This is a genomic window from Geodermatophilus sp. SYSU D00710, assembly GCF_054050195.1.
The window spans coordinates 40329-56708 of record NZ_JBJGYX010000001.1; the positions used below are offsets into that span (position 1 = coordinate 40329).

15 protein-coding genes are annotated in these 16380 nt (G+C 75.7%); 3 read left to right on the forward strand and 12 right to left on the reverse strand.

Annotated features, from left to right (window positions below):
* Window positions 1-8: 8 nt before the first annotated feature.
* On the forward strand, window positions 9-926 hold the full coding sequence (locus tag ACI78U_RS00205; RefSeq protein ID WP_456873417.1) for a 5'-3' exonuclease: 918 nt from the start codon (window positions 9-11) through the stop codon (window positions 924-926).
* Between the two features lie 83 nt (window positions 927-1009).
* On the opposite strand, the gene ACI78U_RS00210 is transcribed toward ACI78U_RS00205, so the two are convergent.
* The 3 genes from ACI78U_RS00210 to ACI78U_RS00220 all read right to left on the reverse strand — a co-directional run bounded on the left by ACI78U_RS00210 (window position 1010) and on the right by ACI78U_RS00220 (window position 5679).
* The gene (locus tag ACI78U_RS00210; protein WP_456873258.1) at window positions 1010-1612 is read right to left on the reverse strand and encodes a DUF4333 domain-containing protein; all 603 of its coding nucleotides are present in this window, start codon (window positions 1610-1612) and stop codon (window positions 1010-1012) included.
* 127 nt (window positions 1613-1739) lie between these two features.
* Window positions 1740-4586: a DEAD/DEAH box helicase gene (locus ACI78U_RS00215; RefSeq protein ID WP_456873259.1), complete on the reverse strand. Its 2847-nt coding sequence runs from the start codon at window positions 4584-4586 to the stop codon at window positions 1740-1742.
* Between the two features lie 163 nt (window positions 4587-4749).
* A complete protein-coding gene (locus ACI78U_RS00220) occupies window positions 4750-5679 on the reverse strand; it encodes a diacylglycerol kinase family protein (protein WP_456873260.1) in 930 nt (309 codons plus the stop codon).
* Between the two features lie 194 nt (window positions 5680-5873).
* On the opposite strand from ACI78U_RS00220, the gene ACI78U_RS00225 reads away from it, so the two are divergent.
* Window positions 5874-7358, forward strand: a complete 1485-nt coding sequence (locus ACI78U_RS00225; RefSeq protein ID WP_456873261.1) for an FAD-dependent oxidoreductase — start codon at window positions 5874-5876, stop codon at window positions 7356-7358.
* Window positions 7359-7383: 25 nt separating this feature from the next.
* On the opposite strand, the gene tatC is transcribed toward ACI78U_RS00225, so the two are convergent.
* From tatC to ACI78U_RS00250, 5 genes are all read right to left on the reverse strand, one after another.
* Entirely contained in the window at window positions 7384-8340 is a 957-nt protein-coding gene (gene tatC / locus ACI78U_RS00230) for a twin-arginine translocase subunit TatC (RefSeq protein ID WP_456873262.1), read from the reverse strand.
* Between the two features lie 20 nt (window positions 8341-8360).
* Window positions 8361-8687, reverse strand: coding sequence for a Sec-independent protein translocase subunit TatA (gene tatA, locus ACI78U_RS00235; RefSeq protein WP_456873263.1), 327 nt, complete (start codon window positions 8685-8687; stop codon window positions 8361-8363).
* An 85-nt stretch (window positions 8688-8772) separates the two neighbouring features.
* Complete coding sequence (locus tag ACI78U_RS00240) at window positions 8773-8982, reverse strand: hypothetical protein (protein WP_456873264.1); 210 nt, start codon at window positions 8980-8982, stop codon at window positions 8773-8775.
* 10 nt (window positions 8983-8992) lie between these two features.
* On the reverse strand, window positions 8993-9973 hold the full coding sequence (locus ACI78U_RS00245; protein WP_456873265.1) for a helix-turn-helix transcriptional regulator: 981 nt from the start codon (window positions 9971-9973) through the stop codon (window positions 8993-8995).
* Window positions 9970-10959, reverse strand: coding sequence for a helix-turn-helix transcriptional regulator (locus ACI78U_RS00250; protein ID WP_456873266.1), 990 nt, complete (start codon window positions 10957-10959; stop codon window positions 9970-9972). The genes ACI78U_RS00245 and ACI78U_RS00250 overlap by 4 nt, the downstream gene beginning before the upstream one ends.
* 78 nt (window positions 10960-11037) lie before the next feature.
* On the opposite strand from ACI78U_RS00250, the gene ACI78U_RS00255 reads away from it, so the two are divergent.
* Window positions 11038-12156: a DUF3866 family protein gene (locus ACI78U_RS00255; protein WP_456873267.1), complete on the forward strand. Its 1119-nt coding sequence runs from the start codon at window positions 11038-11040 to the stop codon at window positions 12154-12156.
* A 40-nt stretch (window positions 12157-12196) separates the two neighbouring features.
* On the opposite strand, the gene pafA is transcribed toward ACI78U_RS00255, so the two are convergent.
* The 4 genes from pafA to ACI78U_RS00275 form a co-directional block, all read right to left on the reverse strand.
* Window positions 12197-13555: a Pup--protein ligase gene (pafA, locus tag ACI78U_RS00260; protein WP_456873268.1), complete on the reverse strand. Its 1359-nt coding sequence runs from the start codon at window positions 13553-13555 to the stop codon at window positions 12197-12199.
* A gap of 56 nt (window positions 13556-13611) precedes the next feature.
* A complete protein-coding gene (gene prcA, locus ACI78U_RS00265; RefSeq protein WP_456873269.1) occupies window positions 13612-14538 on the reverse strand; it encodes a proteasome subunit alpha in 927 nt (308 codons plus the stop codon).
* 5 nt (window positions 14539-14543) lie between these two features.
* Window positions 14544-15401: a proteasome subunit beta gene (gene prcB / locus ACI78U_RS00270; protein WP_456873270.1), complete on the reverse strand. Its 858-nt coding sequence runs from the start codon at window positions 15399-15401 to the stop codon at window positions 14544-14546.
* Between the two features lie 277 nt (window positions 15402-15678).
* Entirely contained in the window at window positions 15679-16272 is a 594-nt protein-coding gene (locus ACI78U_RS00275; protein ID WP_456873271.1) for an endonuclease VII domain-containing protein, read from the reverse strand.
* Window positions 16273-16380: the final 108 nt, after the last annotated feature.

Consider the following 16380-nt stretch of genomic DNA (forward strand, 5'->3'; position numbering starts at 1 on the left):
TGACCACGATGCTGCTCGACGCCGCCAGCCTCTACTTCCGGGCGTTCTACGGCGTCCCGACCAGCGTGACCGCGCCCGACGGGCGGCCGGTCAACGCCGTCCGCGGCTTCCTGGACATGACCGCCCGGCTGCTGACCGCGCACGCCCCCGACCGGCTGGTGGCCTGCTGGGACGACGACTGGCGGCCGGCGTTCCGGGTCGCGGCGCTGCCGTCGTACAAGGCGCACCGGCTCTCCCCCGACGGCGGCGAGGAGACCCCCGACGAGCTCGGCCCGCAGGTGCCGGTGCTCGTCGACGTCCTGGCCGCGGCCGGCATCGCCCGCGTCGGGGCGCCCGGCTACGAGGCCGACGACGTCATCGGCACGCTGGCCACCCGCGCCCGCGGGCCGGTCGACGTCGTCACCGGCGACCGGGACCTGTTCCAGCTCGTGGACGACGCCCGCGGCGTCCGGGTGCTCTACACCGCGCGCGGCATCACCGACATCGAGGTGGTCGACGAGGCCGCGGTGACCGCCAAGTACGGCATCCCCGGCCGCGCCTACGCCGACTTCGCGGTGCTGCGCGGCGACCCCAGTGACGGGCTGCCCGGGGTGGCCGGCATCGGCGCGAAGACGGCCGCGGCTCTGGTCAGCGAGTTCGGCGACCTGGCCGGCATCCGCGCGGCTGCGGCCCGGACGGTGGTGCCGAGCGCGCCGCTGACCGGAGCGGTCCTCAAGCGGCTGCACGCCGGCGCGGAGTACCTCGACGCCGCGCCGGTGGTGGTGGCCGTGGCCCGCGACATCGACCTGCCGGCGGTCGAGGGGTCGCTCCCCCGCCGGCCGGCCGACGCCGCGGCGCTGGCGGGGCTGGCCGAGGCGCACGGGCTGCGCTCGTCGCTGGGGCGGCTGGGCGCCGCGCTGGGCTGGCCGGCCGGCGTCCTCGACTGAGGACGCCGGCCGGCGGGGCCGGTCAGCCGGGACGGGTCCGCCCGGGCGACGTCCCTCGGGCGACGTCCCTCAGGCGACGTCCCTCAGGCGACGTCCCAGGTGTAGGCCGCGGGGTCCTCGTCGGTGATCGCGACGCGGATCGCCACGTCCTCGTCGTCCTCGGTGGTGCCCGAGCACTCGTAGGTGGCGCCGTTCTCCACCACCATCTCCTGCTCGCAGCTGACCTCGATGCCCACGCCGAAGGTCTCGCCGAACTGCTCGGCGATGTCGCGCTCGGCGCGGCTGCCGTCGAGGACGTCCTGCCTCAGCACCAGCGGCAGCACGACGGCCGCGGCGATCACGGCGACGGCGAGCGCCACCAGGCCCACGATCAGCCCGGTCCGCGACTTCTTCGGCTGCTGGCCGAAGCCCGGCTGCCCGTAGCCCCCCGGCTGCCCGTACTGCCCCGGCTGCCCGTACTGCCCGGGCTGCTGGCCGTACTGGGGCTGCGCGTACTGGCCGGGCTGCTGGCCGTACTGCCCGGGCTGCCCGTACTGGCCGGGCTGCTGCCCGGGCTGCCCGTACTGCCCTCCCGGCTGGCCGTACTGCCCGGGCTGCCCGTACCGGCCCGGCTGTCCCGGCTGCTGGCCGTACTGCCCCGGCTGTCCGTACTGCCCCGGCTGGCCACCCTGCGGGGGGTTGGTCATCGTCGCTCCTGCTCGTTCCCGTCGACCCATCCGGGTCCTCCCATGACACTGCGTCACGGGAGCGGGGCGATTGTGCCCCACCGGACGGCCCGCACGGCCGCCGCGCGCCGCGGCCGGCCCGCCCGGGTCAGCCGCTGACGGCGACCGCCACCACGCCGCGCCGGATCCGGCCCACCGCGGCCCGCGCCACCCCCGCCACCGCGTCGTCGGCCACCTTCGCCAGCTGGTCGAGCACGTCGACCAGCTGGCGCGCCCACCGGACGAAGTCGCCGCCGGAGAGCTCGGTGCCGGCCTGCTCGGCGCCGGCGAGCACCCGGTCGAGGGTCTGCCCGTCGGCCCACCGGTACGCCGCCCACGCGAACCCCAGGTCCAGGTCGCGGGTTGCCGGCAGGCCGCGGTCGAGCTCGACGTCCTGCAGCCGGGAGCGGATCCGGCGCATCTCGCCGATCGCGGCCGCCACCGCCCCGCCCGGCACGGCCGGCTGTCCCGGGGTCTCCCGGCGCGCCTCGAACACCAGCGTGGAGACGGCCGCGGCGAGCTCGGCGGGACCCAGACCCCGCCAGGCGCCCGCGCGCAGGCACTCGGCGACGAGCAGGTCGCCCTCCGACCAGATACGGGCCAGCCGGCGGCCCTCCTCGGTGACCCGCGGGACGTCGTCGACCGCCGCGACCTCGTCGCTGCCGACCGGCACCAGCGGCGCCGGCTCGGGCACCAGATAGCCCAGCTCCTCGAGGACGTCGCAGGTGCGGTCGAACTGCCGGGTCAGCGAGCCGGTGCGCTCGGCCATCCTGCGGTGCGTGGCCTCGGCGTCGGCGACCGCCCGCAGGTACCGCTCGGCGAAGCGGACCCGCTCCTCCCGGTCGGGCAGGGCGTGCACCGGGTGGTTGCGCACCGCCCGGCGCAGGTCGGCCAGCACCGGGTCGTCGGCGGCGGCCGAGCGGTGCTTGACCCGCCGGGCGCCCAGGTCGTTCTCCAGGCGGGCGGTGCGCAGCGTGGAGGCCAGGTCGCGGCGGGCGTGCGGGCTGCGGTGGTTGAAGTTCCGCGGCACCCGCACCCGGGCCAGCGCGGTGACCGGCGTCGGGAAGTCCACGCTGCCCAGCCGGCCGGCCCACTTGTCCTCGGTGAGCACCAGCGGCCGGGGATCGGCCAGGTCGGTGATCCCCGGGTCCAGCACGACGGCCAGGCCCTGCCGGCGGCCCGAGGGCACCCGGATCACGTCGCCGGGGCGCAGCGCGGCCAGCGCGTCGGCGGCCTCCATCCGGCGCTTGGCCGCCGAGTCGCGGGACAGCTCCCGCTCCCGGTCGGCGATCTCGCGGCGCAGCCGGGCGTAGGCGAGCACGTCGCCGCCCTCGGTGGCCATCTCCGCGGCGAACCGCTCGGCGTCGCGCTCGGACCGCGCGGCCTGCCGGGCCAGCCCCACCACCGAGCGGTCGGCCTGGAACTGGGCGAAGGAGGAGGCCAGCAGCTCCCGGGCGCGGGCCCGGCCGAACGAGCCGACCAGGTTGACCGCCATGTTGTAGCTCGGCCGGAAGCTCGACCGCAGCGGATAGGTGCGGGTGCTGGCCAGCCCGGCGACCACCGAGGGGTCCATGCCCGGCGCCCAGACGACGACCGCGTGCCCCTCGACGTCGATGCCGCGCCGCCCGGCCCGCCCGGTCAGCTGGGTGTACTCCCCCGGCGTGACGTCGACGTGCGCCTCGCCGTTCCACTTGACCAGCCGCTCGAGCACCACCGTGCGGGCGGGCATGTTGATGCCCAGCGCGAGGGTCTCGGTGGCGAACACGGCCTTGACCAGGCCGCGCACGAAGCACTCCTCGACGGTCTCCTTGAACGCCGGCACCAGCCCGGCGTGGTGGGCGGCGATCCCGGCCAGCAGCCCCTCGCGCCACTCCCAGAAGCCCAGGACGTGCAGGTCCTCGTCGGGCAGGCCGGCGGTGCGCTCGTCGACGATGCGGGCGATCTCGGCGCGCTCGGCCTCGTCGGTCAGCCGCAGCCCGGACTGCAGGCACTGGGCGACGGCGGCGTCGCAGCCGTTGCGGCTGAAGATGAAGGTGATCGCCGGCAGCAGCCCGGCCCGGTCGAGCCGCTCGACCACATCCGGCCGGGCCGGCGGCCGGTAGCGCGGCCGGTGCCAGTCGCGGTCGCGGCGGCTGCCGCCGTTGCCGCCGCCCCAGGTGTCCAGCCGCCGCTCGTACTCGCGCACGTAGCGCACCAGCTCGGGGTCGACGACGCTGGCGCCGCGCTCCCGGGTGGACTGCTGGCGCGGGTCCCCGCCCTGCTCGGCGGCGTGCGCGGCCGGCCGCAGGCTGAACAGGTCGAACACCCGGCTGCCGACGAGCATGTGCTGCCACAGCGGGATCGGCCGCACCTCGCTGACGACGACCCGGGTGTGCCCGCGCACGGTGACCAGCCAGTCAGCGAACTCCTCCGCGTTGCTCACCGTCGCCGACAGCGACACCAGCGTCACCGACTGCGGGAGGTGGATGATCACCTCCTCCCACACCGCGCCGCGGAAGCGGTCGGCGAGGTAGTGCACCTCGTCCATGACCACGTAGCCGAGGCCGTCGACGGCCGGGGACTCCGCGTAGAGCATGTTGCGCAGCACCTCGGTGGTCATCACCACCACGGGCGCGTCGCCGTTGACGGCGTTGTCGCCGGTGAGCAGGCCGACCCGGTCGGCGCCGTAGCGGTCGACCAGGTCGTTGTACTTCTGGTTGGACAGCGCCTTGATCGGCGTCGTGTAGAACGCCTTGCGGCCCTCCGCGAGCGCCCTGTGCACCGCGAACTCGCCGACGACGGTCTTACCGGCCCCGGTGGGGGCGCACACCAGCACCCCGGCGCCCTCGTCGAGCGCCTCGCAGGCCTCCACCTGGAACGGGTCGAGGGAGAACCCCAGCCCGGCGGTGAAGTCGGCCAGGGTCGGGTGCGCGCTGCGCCGCCGGGCAGCCGCGTACCGCTCGGCGGGGCTGGACATGTGCTCCACGTTAGGCGCTCCCCCGGCGGGCCGCCGCGTCGGCCGATTGCGATCGACCGTTGGGGATAACGGACGGGCGTCGGCGCGGCGGAACGGCGTCCTCCCTCACCACAGCGCGTCCTCCCTCACCGCCCACCGTGCGGGAGGACGCGCCACGATCAGGTCACCTGATCGTGGCGCCGCCCCCACGGCCGCTGCCCAGCACTCGCAGCGCGCCGGGCACCGCCTCGGCGACCACCGGCAGCGCCGCCACCGGCTCCCCGTCGGCCCAGGCGGTGAGCCCGGTCCCCGCCAGCTCCACCCGGGCCGCGCGGTGCACGGTGACCGCCGGGTGCTCGACGTGCGTGCCGGCGGTGAGCCGCGGCCGGGTCCGCACCAGCTCCCGCCGCGACACCGGACCCACCACGGTGACGTCGAGCAGCCCGTCGGCGGGGTCGGCGGCCGGGCACACCCGCATGCCGCCGCCGTACCAGGCGGTGTTGCCGACGGCGACCAGCGTGACCGGCACCGTCCGCGCCGCCCCGTCCAGGGTGAGCACCACCTCGCGGGGCCGCAGCCGGGCCAGCTCGGCGAGGATCGCGACGTCATAGCGGCGCGGGCCGCGCGGCCAGCGCAGCCGGTGGGCCCGGTCGGTGACCGCGGAGTCGAACCCGCAGCACAGCACCGTGGCCCACCAGCGGCCCCCGGCCCGGCCGGCGTCGACCGGGCGCACCTCTCCCCCGCGCAGGTCGGCGGCGGCCGCGGTGGCGGCGGCCACCGGCTCGGGCGGCACGCCCAGCGCCAGCGCCAGGTCGTTGCCGGTGCCGGCCGGGACGACCGCCAGCGGCGTGCCGGTGCCCGCGACCGCCTGCAGCGCGGCGTGCGCGGCGCCGTCCCCGCCGACGGCCACCACCGCCCCGGTGCCCGCCGCCACGGCCCCGGCGGCGGCCCGCTCGGCGGCGTCCCGGGTGGACGCGTCGAGCACCCGCGGGGCCAGCCCGCCGCGGGTCAGCGCGTCGAGGACCGCGCCGGAGACCAGCCGGGTCCGGCCCCGCCCGGCGGCCGGGCTGACGAGGACGGCGACGTCGATCCTGGTCCCCGCGCCGGTGTCCACCGCGCCTCCCCGCCGGTCGGAGCCGGGCTCTGTGACACGTTCGTGCATCTTCGCAGCTCCAGCCGCCGCGGGCACTGGGACACCCGACCGGTGCGGGTGCATGATGTCGCCGCCCGACCGATCTCGATCAAGACCTCACCGGTCGACTTCCCCGCGGACCGGGTGAGTTCCTGCCGCCCATCCCAGGAGGAGTCATGCAGGTCGTCATCGCCGGTGCCGGCATCGCCGGGCTCACGGCGGCTCTCGCCCTCGCCCGTCAGGGGCACCGGGTCGGGCTCGTCGACCGGGACACCACCCCGCCACCCGGGGACGTGGCGGGCGTGGAGGCCTGGGAGCGGCGCGGCGTCGCGCAGTTCCACCAGCCGCACGCCTTCCTGGCCCGGCTGTACGGAGAGCTGGCGGCCGCGCTGCCCGACGTCCTCGCGGCGCTGATGGCACGGGGCGCCTGCCCGGTGGACCTGCCCGACGGCCTGACCGCCCTGTGGTGCCGGCGCAGCACGCTCGAGTGGGTGCTGCGCGCCGCGGTGGAGGCCGAGCCGGGAGTGCAGCGGGTCGACGCCGCCGTCCGCGAGGTCGCCGTCGACCGCGGCCGGGCGTGCGGGGTCCGTCTCGCCGACGGCTCCCTGCTGCCCGGCGAGCTCGTCGTCGACGCCACCGGCCGGCGGGGACGGCTCTCCCGTCCCTGGTTGCGCGAGGTGGTCGACGCGCCGGCCGACGAGGTGTACGTCTCCCGCCGCTACCGGCTGAGGCCCGGTGCCGGGTTCGGCACGGTGAACCGGAACGTGATCTCGGTGGCCGAGGGCGACGGCTACGCGCTGCTGGTGTTCCCCCACGACGGGGGCACGTTCTCCGTGTGCTTCACCCGCCTGCCGGACGACCCGGAGCTGGCGCCGCTGCGGGGGCAGGCCGTCTTCGACGCGGCGACGCAGGTGGTGCCCCTGGCCGCGGAGTGGACCGAGCCCGCGCGGGCCGAGGCCGTCTCCCCGGTCATGGTCATGAGTGGCCTGCGCAGCATCTTCCGCACCCTCGACGACACCGCCCCGCTGGGACTGGTCCCCCTCGCCGACGTCGTGTGCACCACCAACCCGCACTTCGGCCGGGGCCTGTCGCTGGCGGTGACGCACGCGCTGCGGCTGGTCAGCGCCGTGGCCGCCGCCCCGGACGACGCCGGCGCATGGCGGTCGGAGGTCGACGCCTGGGTCGACGGCGAGCTGCGCGCCTGGTTCGACGACGCCCGGATGACCGACGTGGCACGGGCTCAGGCGTGGCGCAACGTGCGCGACGGCCGCCCGCCGATGACCGGCCCGCCGGCCGGGCAGCAGCCGGTTCCCCACCTGCTCGTGCTGGCCGCCGCCGGCGCCGATCCCGTCGTGGGTCGGGCCGTGCTGCGGCACATGCACATGGTCGACCCGCCTGCCGCCCTGACCGCAGTGCGCCCCCGGGTCGCCGAGATGCTGGCCCAGGGCTGGCTGCCCGGACGGCCGGCGCCCCGGGCCGAGCACCGGCGCGACAGTCCGGTCACCGCCGGCGACAGCGGAGTGCTGAGCTCGGGCCTGCCGCGGGAGGCCGCCATCGAGCGCCCGGCCGGCCCGCCGCCGGGAGCGCCGGTCGGCCCACCGCGCCGCCGGCTGGTCGAGGCGCTGGCCGCGGTGCCGCCGGACCCCGCCCTCCCCCGCTGATCCCCGCAGGCGGAGCGGTGCGCCCTCAGCGGGAGCGGGCGCCCGGCCGGTCGGCCGGCGCGGCGTCGTCGGCCGCGAGCTCCGCCTGCGGGGTGGGGGTCGCGTCCAGCCGGGAGGGCCGGGCGTCGAGCGGGGAGGCCTCGTCGTCGGAGAGGCCGTGGAAGTGCTCGAGCGCGTCGCGCTTGGCCCGCCGCTTGTCCACGACCCGGGCGACCTGGATGGCCAGCTCGAACAGCACCACCATCGGCAGCGCCATGGCCAGCATGGTGAACGGGTCCTGCGTGGGGGTGACGAACGCGGCGAACACGATGGTCAGGAAGAAGATCCAGCGCCGGCTCTTCGCCAGTGCCGCGTGCGACAGGACGCCGACCAGGTTCAGCGCGATCGCGATCAGCGGCAGCTCGAAGCTCAGCCCGAAGGCCACCAGCAGGCTGATCACGAAGCCGAGGTAGTCCGGCGCGGTCAGCTGGAAGGCCACCTCGTCACCGGCGAGCTCGAGCAGCAGCTCCAGGCCCTTGTAGAGGGTCACGTAGGCCAGCACCGCGCCGAGGGCGAACAGCAGCGTGGAGGCGGCGACGAAGGTGACCGCGTAGCGCTTCTCGTTGCGCTTGAGGCCCGGGGTGATGAACGCCCACAGCTGCCACAGCCAGAACGGCGAGGACAGCACGGCCCCGGCGATCAGGCCGATCTTCAGGCGCAGCAGCACGCCGCCGAACACGTCGAGCACGACCAGACGGCAGTTCTCGTCGCCCTGGAAGCGCAGCTCGGCCGGCAGCGAGCAGTAGGGCGCGCTGAGGAAGGCCAGCAGCCCGTGGTCGTACCAGAGGAACCCGACGACGGTGCCCAGCGCCAGCGCCAGCAGCGCCTTGGCGATGCGGTTGCGGAGCTCGGTGAGGTGGGCGACGAGGGACATCGTCGCCTCGGGGTCCCGGGGCGGTCGCCGGCGCCGGCGGCGCGGCAGCCGCGCGGAGGACCCGCTCACGTCCCTGCTCCCGGGTGCGCTCAGCGGGGGTCGGCGACGCCGGGGCGCGCGGCGCGCGCCCGCAGCTCGGCCGCGCGCGCCTCGGCCGCGGCCGCCTCGGCCTCCAGCTGCGCCCGACGGTCACGGTCGGCGGCGTCGAGCTGGGCCGGGGCCGGCGGCACCACCGCGGCGGCCGCCGGTGCACCCGCCGGGGTGCGGGTGTCGTCGTCCTTCATGCCCTTCATCTCGCCCTTGAAGATGCGCAGCGAGCGGCCCAGCGAGCGCGAGGCGTCGGGCAGCTTCTTGTAGCCGAACAGCAGCAGGACGGCCAGGATGATCAGGCCGATCTCGAGCGGGCCGAGGTTCATGCATCCTCCAGGTCACGTCGGGCGAGGAGAATGCTACGCCGGGCTCCCCCTGGTTCGGCCCCCTCGACCTGGGGGGATCGTCCGTTCACCCGGTGTGCGGGCGCTGTTCGCCTCGCTGCAGCGCCGCCGCCCGGGCCGCGGTGGCCTGCGCCTGCTCGAGGAAGGGTCGCACGTCCTGCTCGGCGCCCTCCAGCTCGCGGGCCAGCCGCCGGCCGGCGCCGAGCAGACCGTGCACGAGCACGCCGAGCACGACCAGGGACAGCACGACGACGGCGATCCACACGACCCACAGCACGACGACGACCCTAGGACGCGGCGCCCTCGACCCCGTAGCGGGCCAGCGCGGCGCGGGCGTCGGCCGCCACCGCCGCGGCCAGCTCGACGGGCTCGTCGACGGTGGCCGCGCCGCCCAGGGAGGCCACCAGCCGGCGGGCCCAGGCCAGGTCGGCGGTGCGCAGCGCGACGGCCAGCCCGCCGGGCGGGTCGGTGACCTCGCGGACGTCCTCCACCGGGTAGTACTCGGCCACCCAACGGGCGGTGCGGGCCAGCCGCAGCCGCACCACCGGCGCGTCGGGGGCGGGCTGGTACACCCCGGCGGCGATGTCACGGGGCGCGGCCTGCGGCGGGGGGGCGGCCGGCTCGTCGAGCACCCGGACCTCGTCGATGCGGTCCAGCCGGAACAGCCGCACGCCGGCGACCTCCCGCGACCACGCCTCCAGGTACCAGCGGCCGTCGACCAGGTGCAGCCGCATCGGGTCGACGGTGCGCTCGGTGCGCTCGTCGCGGGTGGGCACGTAGTAGTGCAGGTGCAGCGCCCGCCCCCGCTCGAGCCCCTCCCGGACGACGGCGAGCGCCTGCTCCCGGGCGTCGACCGACAGCGCCACCGGGGTGACCCGCTCGGCGGCGTGCCCGGCGGCGGCCGACACCTTCGCCAGCGCCCGGCCGACCGCGTCCTGCTCGGCCAGCCCGGGCAGCTCCAGCAGGGTGCGCAGCGCGACGACCAGGGCCACGGCCTCGTCGGTGGTCAGCCGCAGCGGCCGCACCATGCCGGCGGTGAAGGTGACCCGCACCCGGTCGCCCTCGAAGGACAGGTCGATGAGGTCACCGGGGCCGTAGCCGGGCAGGCCGCACATCCACAGCAGCTCCAGGTCCCGGCGCAGCTGCCGCTCGGGGACGCCGAAGTCGCGGGCCACCTCCGCCAGCGGCACGCCCTCCGGCCGCGCGGTCAGGTAGGGCACCAGCGACAGCAGCCGGGTCATCCGCTCGTTGGTCGCCGGGCTGCTCACGTCCGGTCCCCCATCGCGGCCAGCCGGGTCAGCCGCTCGACGACCGCCGCCCGCACCTCCGCCGGCGCCTCGACCACCACGTCCGGGCCGAAGGAGGCCAGCTGGTCGGCCAGCCGCCCCGGCTCGGTGGTGCGCAGCTGCAGCCGGTCCTCGCCGTCGTCCCCGGCACCCAGCGGCTGCGCCCAGCGGCGCAGCCCGACCGCGGTGCCCGGCCGGGCGCGGACGACCACCAGGTGCTCCCCACCCCCGCCGGAGCGGTCGGACTGCCGGGCGACCAGGGCGGCGAGGTCGAGGTCGGCCGGCGGCTCGAAGGCGTTGTCCGGGCCGCTCGCCTTCGGCGTGCCGACCACCCGGGAGAGCCGGAACACCCGGGGGGCCTGCCGGTCGAGGTCGAGGCCGACGAGGTACCAGCGGCCGTGCCAGGCCACCACGCCCCACGGCTGCACCCGGCGGCGGGCGGGGGTGTCCTCGTCGGGACGGCGGTAGTCGAAGTGCAGCTCACGGCGGTCGCGGGCGGCGGCGTAGCAGGGCTCGAAGGCCGGCTCGTCGGAGTCCAGCCGCGGCTGGATGGGCAGCGTCCGCCCGGGGTCGACGTCGAGGCCGGCGGCGCGCAGCTTCACCAGCGCGCTGTGCGCCGCGCCGGCGAGCTGGGCGGACTCCCACAGCCGCAGCGCCAGACCGACGGCGGCGGCCTCCTCGCCGGTCAGGGTGATCTCGGGCAGCTCGTAGTCGGCGCGGGCGATGCGGTAGCCGTCCTCGGTGTCGAAGACGCTGGTGCGGCCGGTCTCCAGCGGCACGCCCATCTCGCGCAGGTCGGCCTTGTCCCGCTCGAACATCCGCTTGAACGCCTCGTCGGCTCGGGCGGTGCCGTCGTCGGGCTCGTAGCCGGGCACGATCGCGCGGATCCGCGCCGCGGTCACGTACTGGCGGGTGCCCAGCAGCGCGATGACCAGGTTGACCAGCCGCTCCGCCCGCTTCGCCGACACGGGCCCAGGCTAGTCAGACCGCGCCGGTCGCACCCGGTCCGGTCCGCGCCCGCCCGGCGCGCTGGTTAGCGTGTCCGCGTGGGGGACGAGACGACGGTGCAGGGCAACGGGCAGCGCATCCGCTGGCGACGCGGGCGGGTGACCGCGACCGAGCGCAGCTGGCGCGACGCGGTGGAGCTGACCGTGGAGGTGCCCGGCGACGGCGAGGTGCGGTCGCTGGCGCACCCGTCGCTGGTCGGCGTCCCCCAGGTCGGCGACGAGGTGCTGCTCAACACCACCGCGTGGGCGCAGCGGCTGGGTACCGGCGGCTATGCGCTCGTCGTCGCCGTCCCCGACCGGCTGCCGCCCGACCCGGCCGGCCCCGGGCACCTGGTCAAGGCCCGGTACACGCCGATGCAGGTCAGCGTGCAGGGCGTCGACGAGCAGGACACCGAGCACCACGCCGCGATCGCCGAGGCCGAGGACCTCGGCGGCATGCCGGTCGTCGTCGCCGACCTGCACTCGGCGCTGCCGGCCGCGCTCATCGGCGTGTTCGCCACCGACCCCGACCTCAAGGTCGCCTACGTCATGACCGACGGCGGCGCGCTGGTCGCCGGGTTCTCCCGCACGCTGCACACCCTGGCGCCGTCGCTGACCGGGGTGGTCACCGTCGGGCAGGCCTTCGGCGGGGACCTGGAGGCGGTCACCCTGCACACCGGCCTGCTCGCCGCCCGGCACGTGCTCGGCGCCGACGTCGCGGTGGTCACCCAGGGCCCGGGGAACCTGGGGACCGGCACCCCGTGGGGCTTCTCCGGCGTGGCCGCGGGCGAGGCGTGCAACGCCGTCAGCGTGCTCGGCGGGGAGCCGATCGGCGCCCTGCGGATCTCCGACGCCGACCCGCGCCCGCGCCACCGCGGCGTGTCCCACCACTCGCTGACCGCCTTCGGCCGGGTGGCGCTGGCCGGGGTGACGCTGGTGGCCCCGCGCGGGCTGGGCTCCGAGCTCGGGCAGCAGGTCGAGGAGGACCTGGCCGGGCAGCCCGAGCGCAACCGGGTCGTGTGGGTCGACGTCGACGGGCTCGACGAGGCGCTGCAGCTGTCCCCGGTGACGCTGTCGACGATGGGCCGCGGCTGGCCCGAGGAGCGCGCGTACTTCCTCGCCGCCGCCGCGGCCGGCCGCTACGCCGCCCTGCGGGTGCCGCTGCCCGAGGACGCCTGAGCGGGCCCCCCTCGCGTGCACGTCCGCGGACGCGCACACGTCACATGCTGGCGATGAGCTTCTCCACCCGCTCGTCGACGCTCTTGAACGGGTCCTTGCACAGCACGGTCCGCTGCGCCTGGTCGTTGAGCTTGAGGTGCACCCAGTCGACGGTGAAGTCGCGCCGCTTCTCCTGCGCCCGGCGGATGAACTCCCCGCGCAGCTTGGCGCGGGTGGTCTGCGGCGGCACGTTCTTGGCCTCGAACACCCGCGGCTCGTGCGCCACCCGCTCCACCTGGCCGGCCCGCTCGAGCAGGTAGTACAGCCCGCGGGTGCGGGAGATGTCGTGGTAGGCGAGGTCCATCTGCGCCACCCGCGGCGAGGACAGCGACAGGTCGCGCTTGGCGCGGTAGCGCTCGATGAGCGAGAGCTTGATGGCCCAGTCGATCTCGCGGTCGATGAGCGAGAGGTCGCCGGTGTCGACGGCCTTGATCACCCGCCCCCACAGCTCGAGCATCTGCCGGTGCACCGGGCCGAAGCCCTCCCGGTCGACGAACTCCGCCGCCCGCGAGTGGTACTCCGCCTGGATCTCCAGCGCCGACATCTCCCGGCCGTTGGCCAGGCGGACCTTGCGCCGGCCGGTGGTGTCGTGGCTGATCTCGCGGATGGCCCGGATCGGGTTCTCCAGCGCCATGTCCTTGATCGGCACCCCGGCCTCGACCATCCGCAGCACCAGGTCGGTGATCGTGACCTTGAGCAGCGTCGTCGTCTCGCTCATGTTCGAGTCGCCGACGATGACGTGCAGCCGCCGGTAGCGCTCGGCGTCGGCGTGCGGCTCGTCGCGGGTGTTGATGATCGGCCGCGAGCGGGTGGTGGCCGAGGAGACGCCCTCCCAGATGTGCTCGGCGCGCTGGCTGACGCAGTAGATCGCCCCCCGCGGCGTCTGCAGCACCTTGCCCGCGCCCACGACCAGCTGCCGGCTGACCAGGAACGGGATGAGGACGTCGGCCAGCCGGCTGAACTCCCCGTGCCGGCCGACGCAGTAGTTCTCGTGGCAGCCGTAGCTGTTGCCGGCCGAGTCGGTGTTGTTCTTGAACAGGTAGATGTCGCCGGTGACGCCCTCCTCGGCCAGCCGCTGCTCGGCGTCGACCAGCAGGCCCTCGAGGATCCGCTCGCCGGCCTTGTCGTGGACCACGAGCTCGACCAGGTCGTCGCACTCGGCGGTGGCGTACTCGGGGTGGCTGCCGACGTCGAGGTAGAGCCGCGACCCGTTGCGGAGGAACACGTTGGAGCTGCGCCCCCACGACACCACGCGGCGGAACAGGTAGCGCGCGACCTCGTCCGGCGACAGCCGGCGCTGTCCCCGGAACGTGCACGTGACGCCGTACTCGGTCTCGATGCCGAAGATCCGTCGGTCCACGGACCGAGCCTAGGCGCCGGATGCGACTCCGGCCGTCTCCCGCCGCGGCCCGTCGGTCAGGACGCTCCGGACCCGCTGCCGGTACCGCCGTCGGTGCCGCCGCCCTCGCCGTCGGCCGGGTCCTGCTGCGGGCCGCTGCCCTCCCCGGTGCCGGCCGCGCCGCCCGCGGTGTCCGGCGCGGCGGGGTCGCCGAGACCGGCCGGGGTGCCCGGCTGCGGCGCGCTGGGGGTGTGGGGGTGGGTGGCGCCCTCGGTGGCGGCGTCGCCGGTCGCCTTCTCCCCCAGCAGCGACCGCAGGGCGGCGCCCACCACCCGCCGGAACGCCCGCTTGGGCCGCCGCCGGTCGAGGACGGCGACCTCGAGCTGGGTGGCGGCGAGCAGCTCGCCGTGCCCGTTGCCGCTCGACATCGCCGGGCTGACCGCCGACAGCGCGCGGACGCCGACCATCAGCGCCTCCCCCAGCGGCAGGCCCGCGCGGAAGTTCTCCCGCAGGTGGCCGGAGACGGCCTCGGCCTGTCCGCCCATGACGACGAAGTCGGGCTCGTCGACGACCGAGCCGTCGAAGGTCAGCCGGTAGAGCTGGTCGCCCTCGGGGTCGGTGCCGACCTCGGCGACGCACAGCTCCACCTCGTAGGGCTTCATCTGCTCGGTGAAGATCGCGCCGAGGGTCTGCGCGTAGGCGTTGGCGATGACCCGGCCGGTGACGTCGCGCCGGTTGTAGGAGTAGCCGCGGACGTCGGCCAGCCGCACCCCCGCCACCCGCAGGCTCTCGAACTCGCTGTACCGGCCGACGGCGGCGAAGCCGATCCGGTCGTAGATCTCGCCCACCTTGTGCAGCGTGGAGCTGGGGTTCTCGGCGATGAACAGCACGCCGTCGGCGTAGGTGAGCACGGCGACGCTGCGGCCGCGGGAGATGCCCTTGCGGGCGTACTCCGAGCGGTCGCGCATCAGCTGCTCGGGCGAGGCGTAGTACGGCATGGTCATGGCGGTCAGGCCCCCCGGTCGACGTTCTCGCGGTCGGCGGCGGCCCGCTCGGTGACGATGGTGTCGGCGACCTCGGCGACCTCGGCGTCGGTCAGCCGCACCGCACCCTCGGCGTCGACGCGGTAGACGATCGGGTACAGCCGCCGCACCGGGTCGGGACCGCCGGTGGCGGAGTCGTCGTCGGCGGCGTCGTAGAGCGCCTCGACCACGGTGCGGGTGGCGGTGTCGCCGTCGAGACCCTGCCGCCAGGTCTTCTTCAGCGAGTTCTTGGCGAACAGCGAGCCCGAGCCGACCGCGGCGTAGCCGCGCTCCTCGTAGTTCCCGCCGGTGACGTCGTAGCTGAAGATCCGGCCCGGGATGGCGCCCGGGGCGGCGTCGAGGTCGTAGCCGGCGAACAGCGGGACGACGGCGAGGCCCTGCAGCGCGGCGCCGAGGTTGCCGCGGATCATCTGGGCGAGCCGGTTGGCCTTGCCGTCGAGGCTGAGGGTGAGCCCCTCGATCTTCTCGTAGTGCTCGAGCTCGACCTGGTAGAGCCGGACCATCTCGATGGCGATGCCCGCGGCGCCGGCGATGCCGATGACCGACCACGAGTCGGCCGGGTAGACCTTCTCGATGTCGCGGCTGGAGATCAGGTTGCCCATGGTGGCGCGGCGGTCGCCGCCCATGAGCACGCCGTCGGCGTAGGTGACGGCGACGATCGTGGTGCCGTGCGGGGTGAGGTCGCCGGCGTTCACGGTGGGCAGGGGGCGTCGGCCGGGCAGCAGGTCGGGAGCGGTGACGGCGAGGAAGTCGGTGAACGAGGAGCCCACCCGGTCCAGGTAGGCGGGCGGGAAGCCGCTCCGGCCGGTGTGCGACTGGGTCAACCCGTCCACCTCTCCGCCCCTCCCGGGGTCGCTCCTCGACGTGCCGCGGGCGCGACCCGCGGCGGCTCGTCGCCGACCCTACCGGCGCTGCTGGTGGCCCACCTGCGGCACGGACCGGTCGGGCGGCCGGCGGCGGCGCCCCGTCCGGCTCGGGGACGGGCCGGGTCCGTCGCGGTGCGCGTGCCGCTGCAGTTGTCGTGCGCGGGAGTTGGGGATAACGGTCGATCGCCGGCCGACCTCGTGCTCGCAGGGGATTGCCCGCGTACCGGAGCCGGGTTCAGCGAGCTGCCGGCCGCTCCAGGGAGGCGACCAGGGCCGCCACCCGGGCGCGCACCAGGTCGTGCGTGGGGCAGCCGGCTCCGCGGCGACGCAGCTCGAGGCCCCCAGGGCGGGGCCGCTGTCGCTGTCCTCGTGACACGCGCTGGCGAGGCACCGGCTCGCCGACCGTCCGGTTCTGCGCCGCGCGGTGGCGCTCGACGTACCCGGCGGCGGCCCGCAGCGCTGCCGGGTCGTCCTTGAACTGACCCAGGCCGCCGTTGCAGTTGAAGCACAACAACTGGCGCACCCGGCCGGTGGCGTGGTGGTGGTCGACGTGTACCGCCGGTTCGACCTCGCAGATGGCACACATGCCGCCCTGTGCGGCGAGCATCACGTCGGCCTGCTCGGCCGTGACGCCGTAGCGCCGCTTCATGTGGTAGGTCCGCGATCCGCCGACCTTGTCCTTCGACGCCTTTCCACGGATGTTGTGGCACGGAAGGCAGTACGTGGCCCGGCCGGTCCGTGAGGCCGGCGTGCGCGGGAACTCCAGGAGCGGCTTGATGGTGTCACAGTCCGGACACCACTTGGAGCCGTCGGGCACCTTCCTATCCACCGGGAAACGGTGCTTCGGCGCCCCCTGACGGCGCTCCTTCGACGCGCGGAGACGGCGCCGGGCGTGGTCCCGGCAGTAGAACGCCAAGCCGTCGCGTCGGCGCCTGTC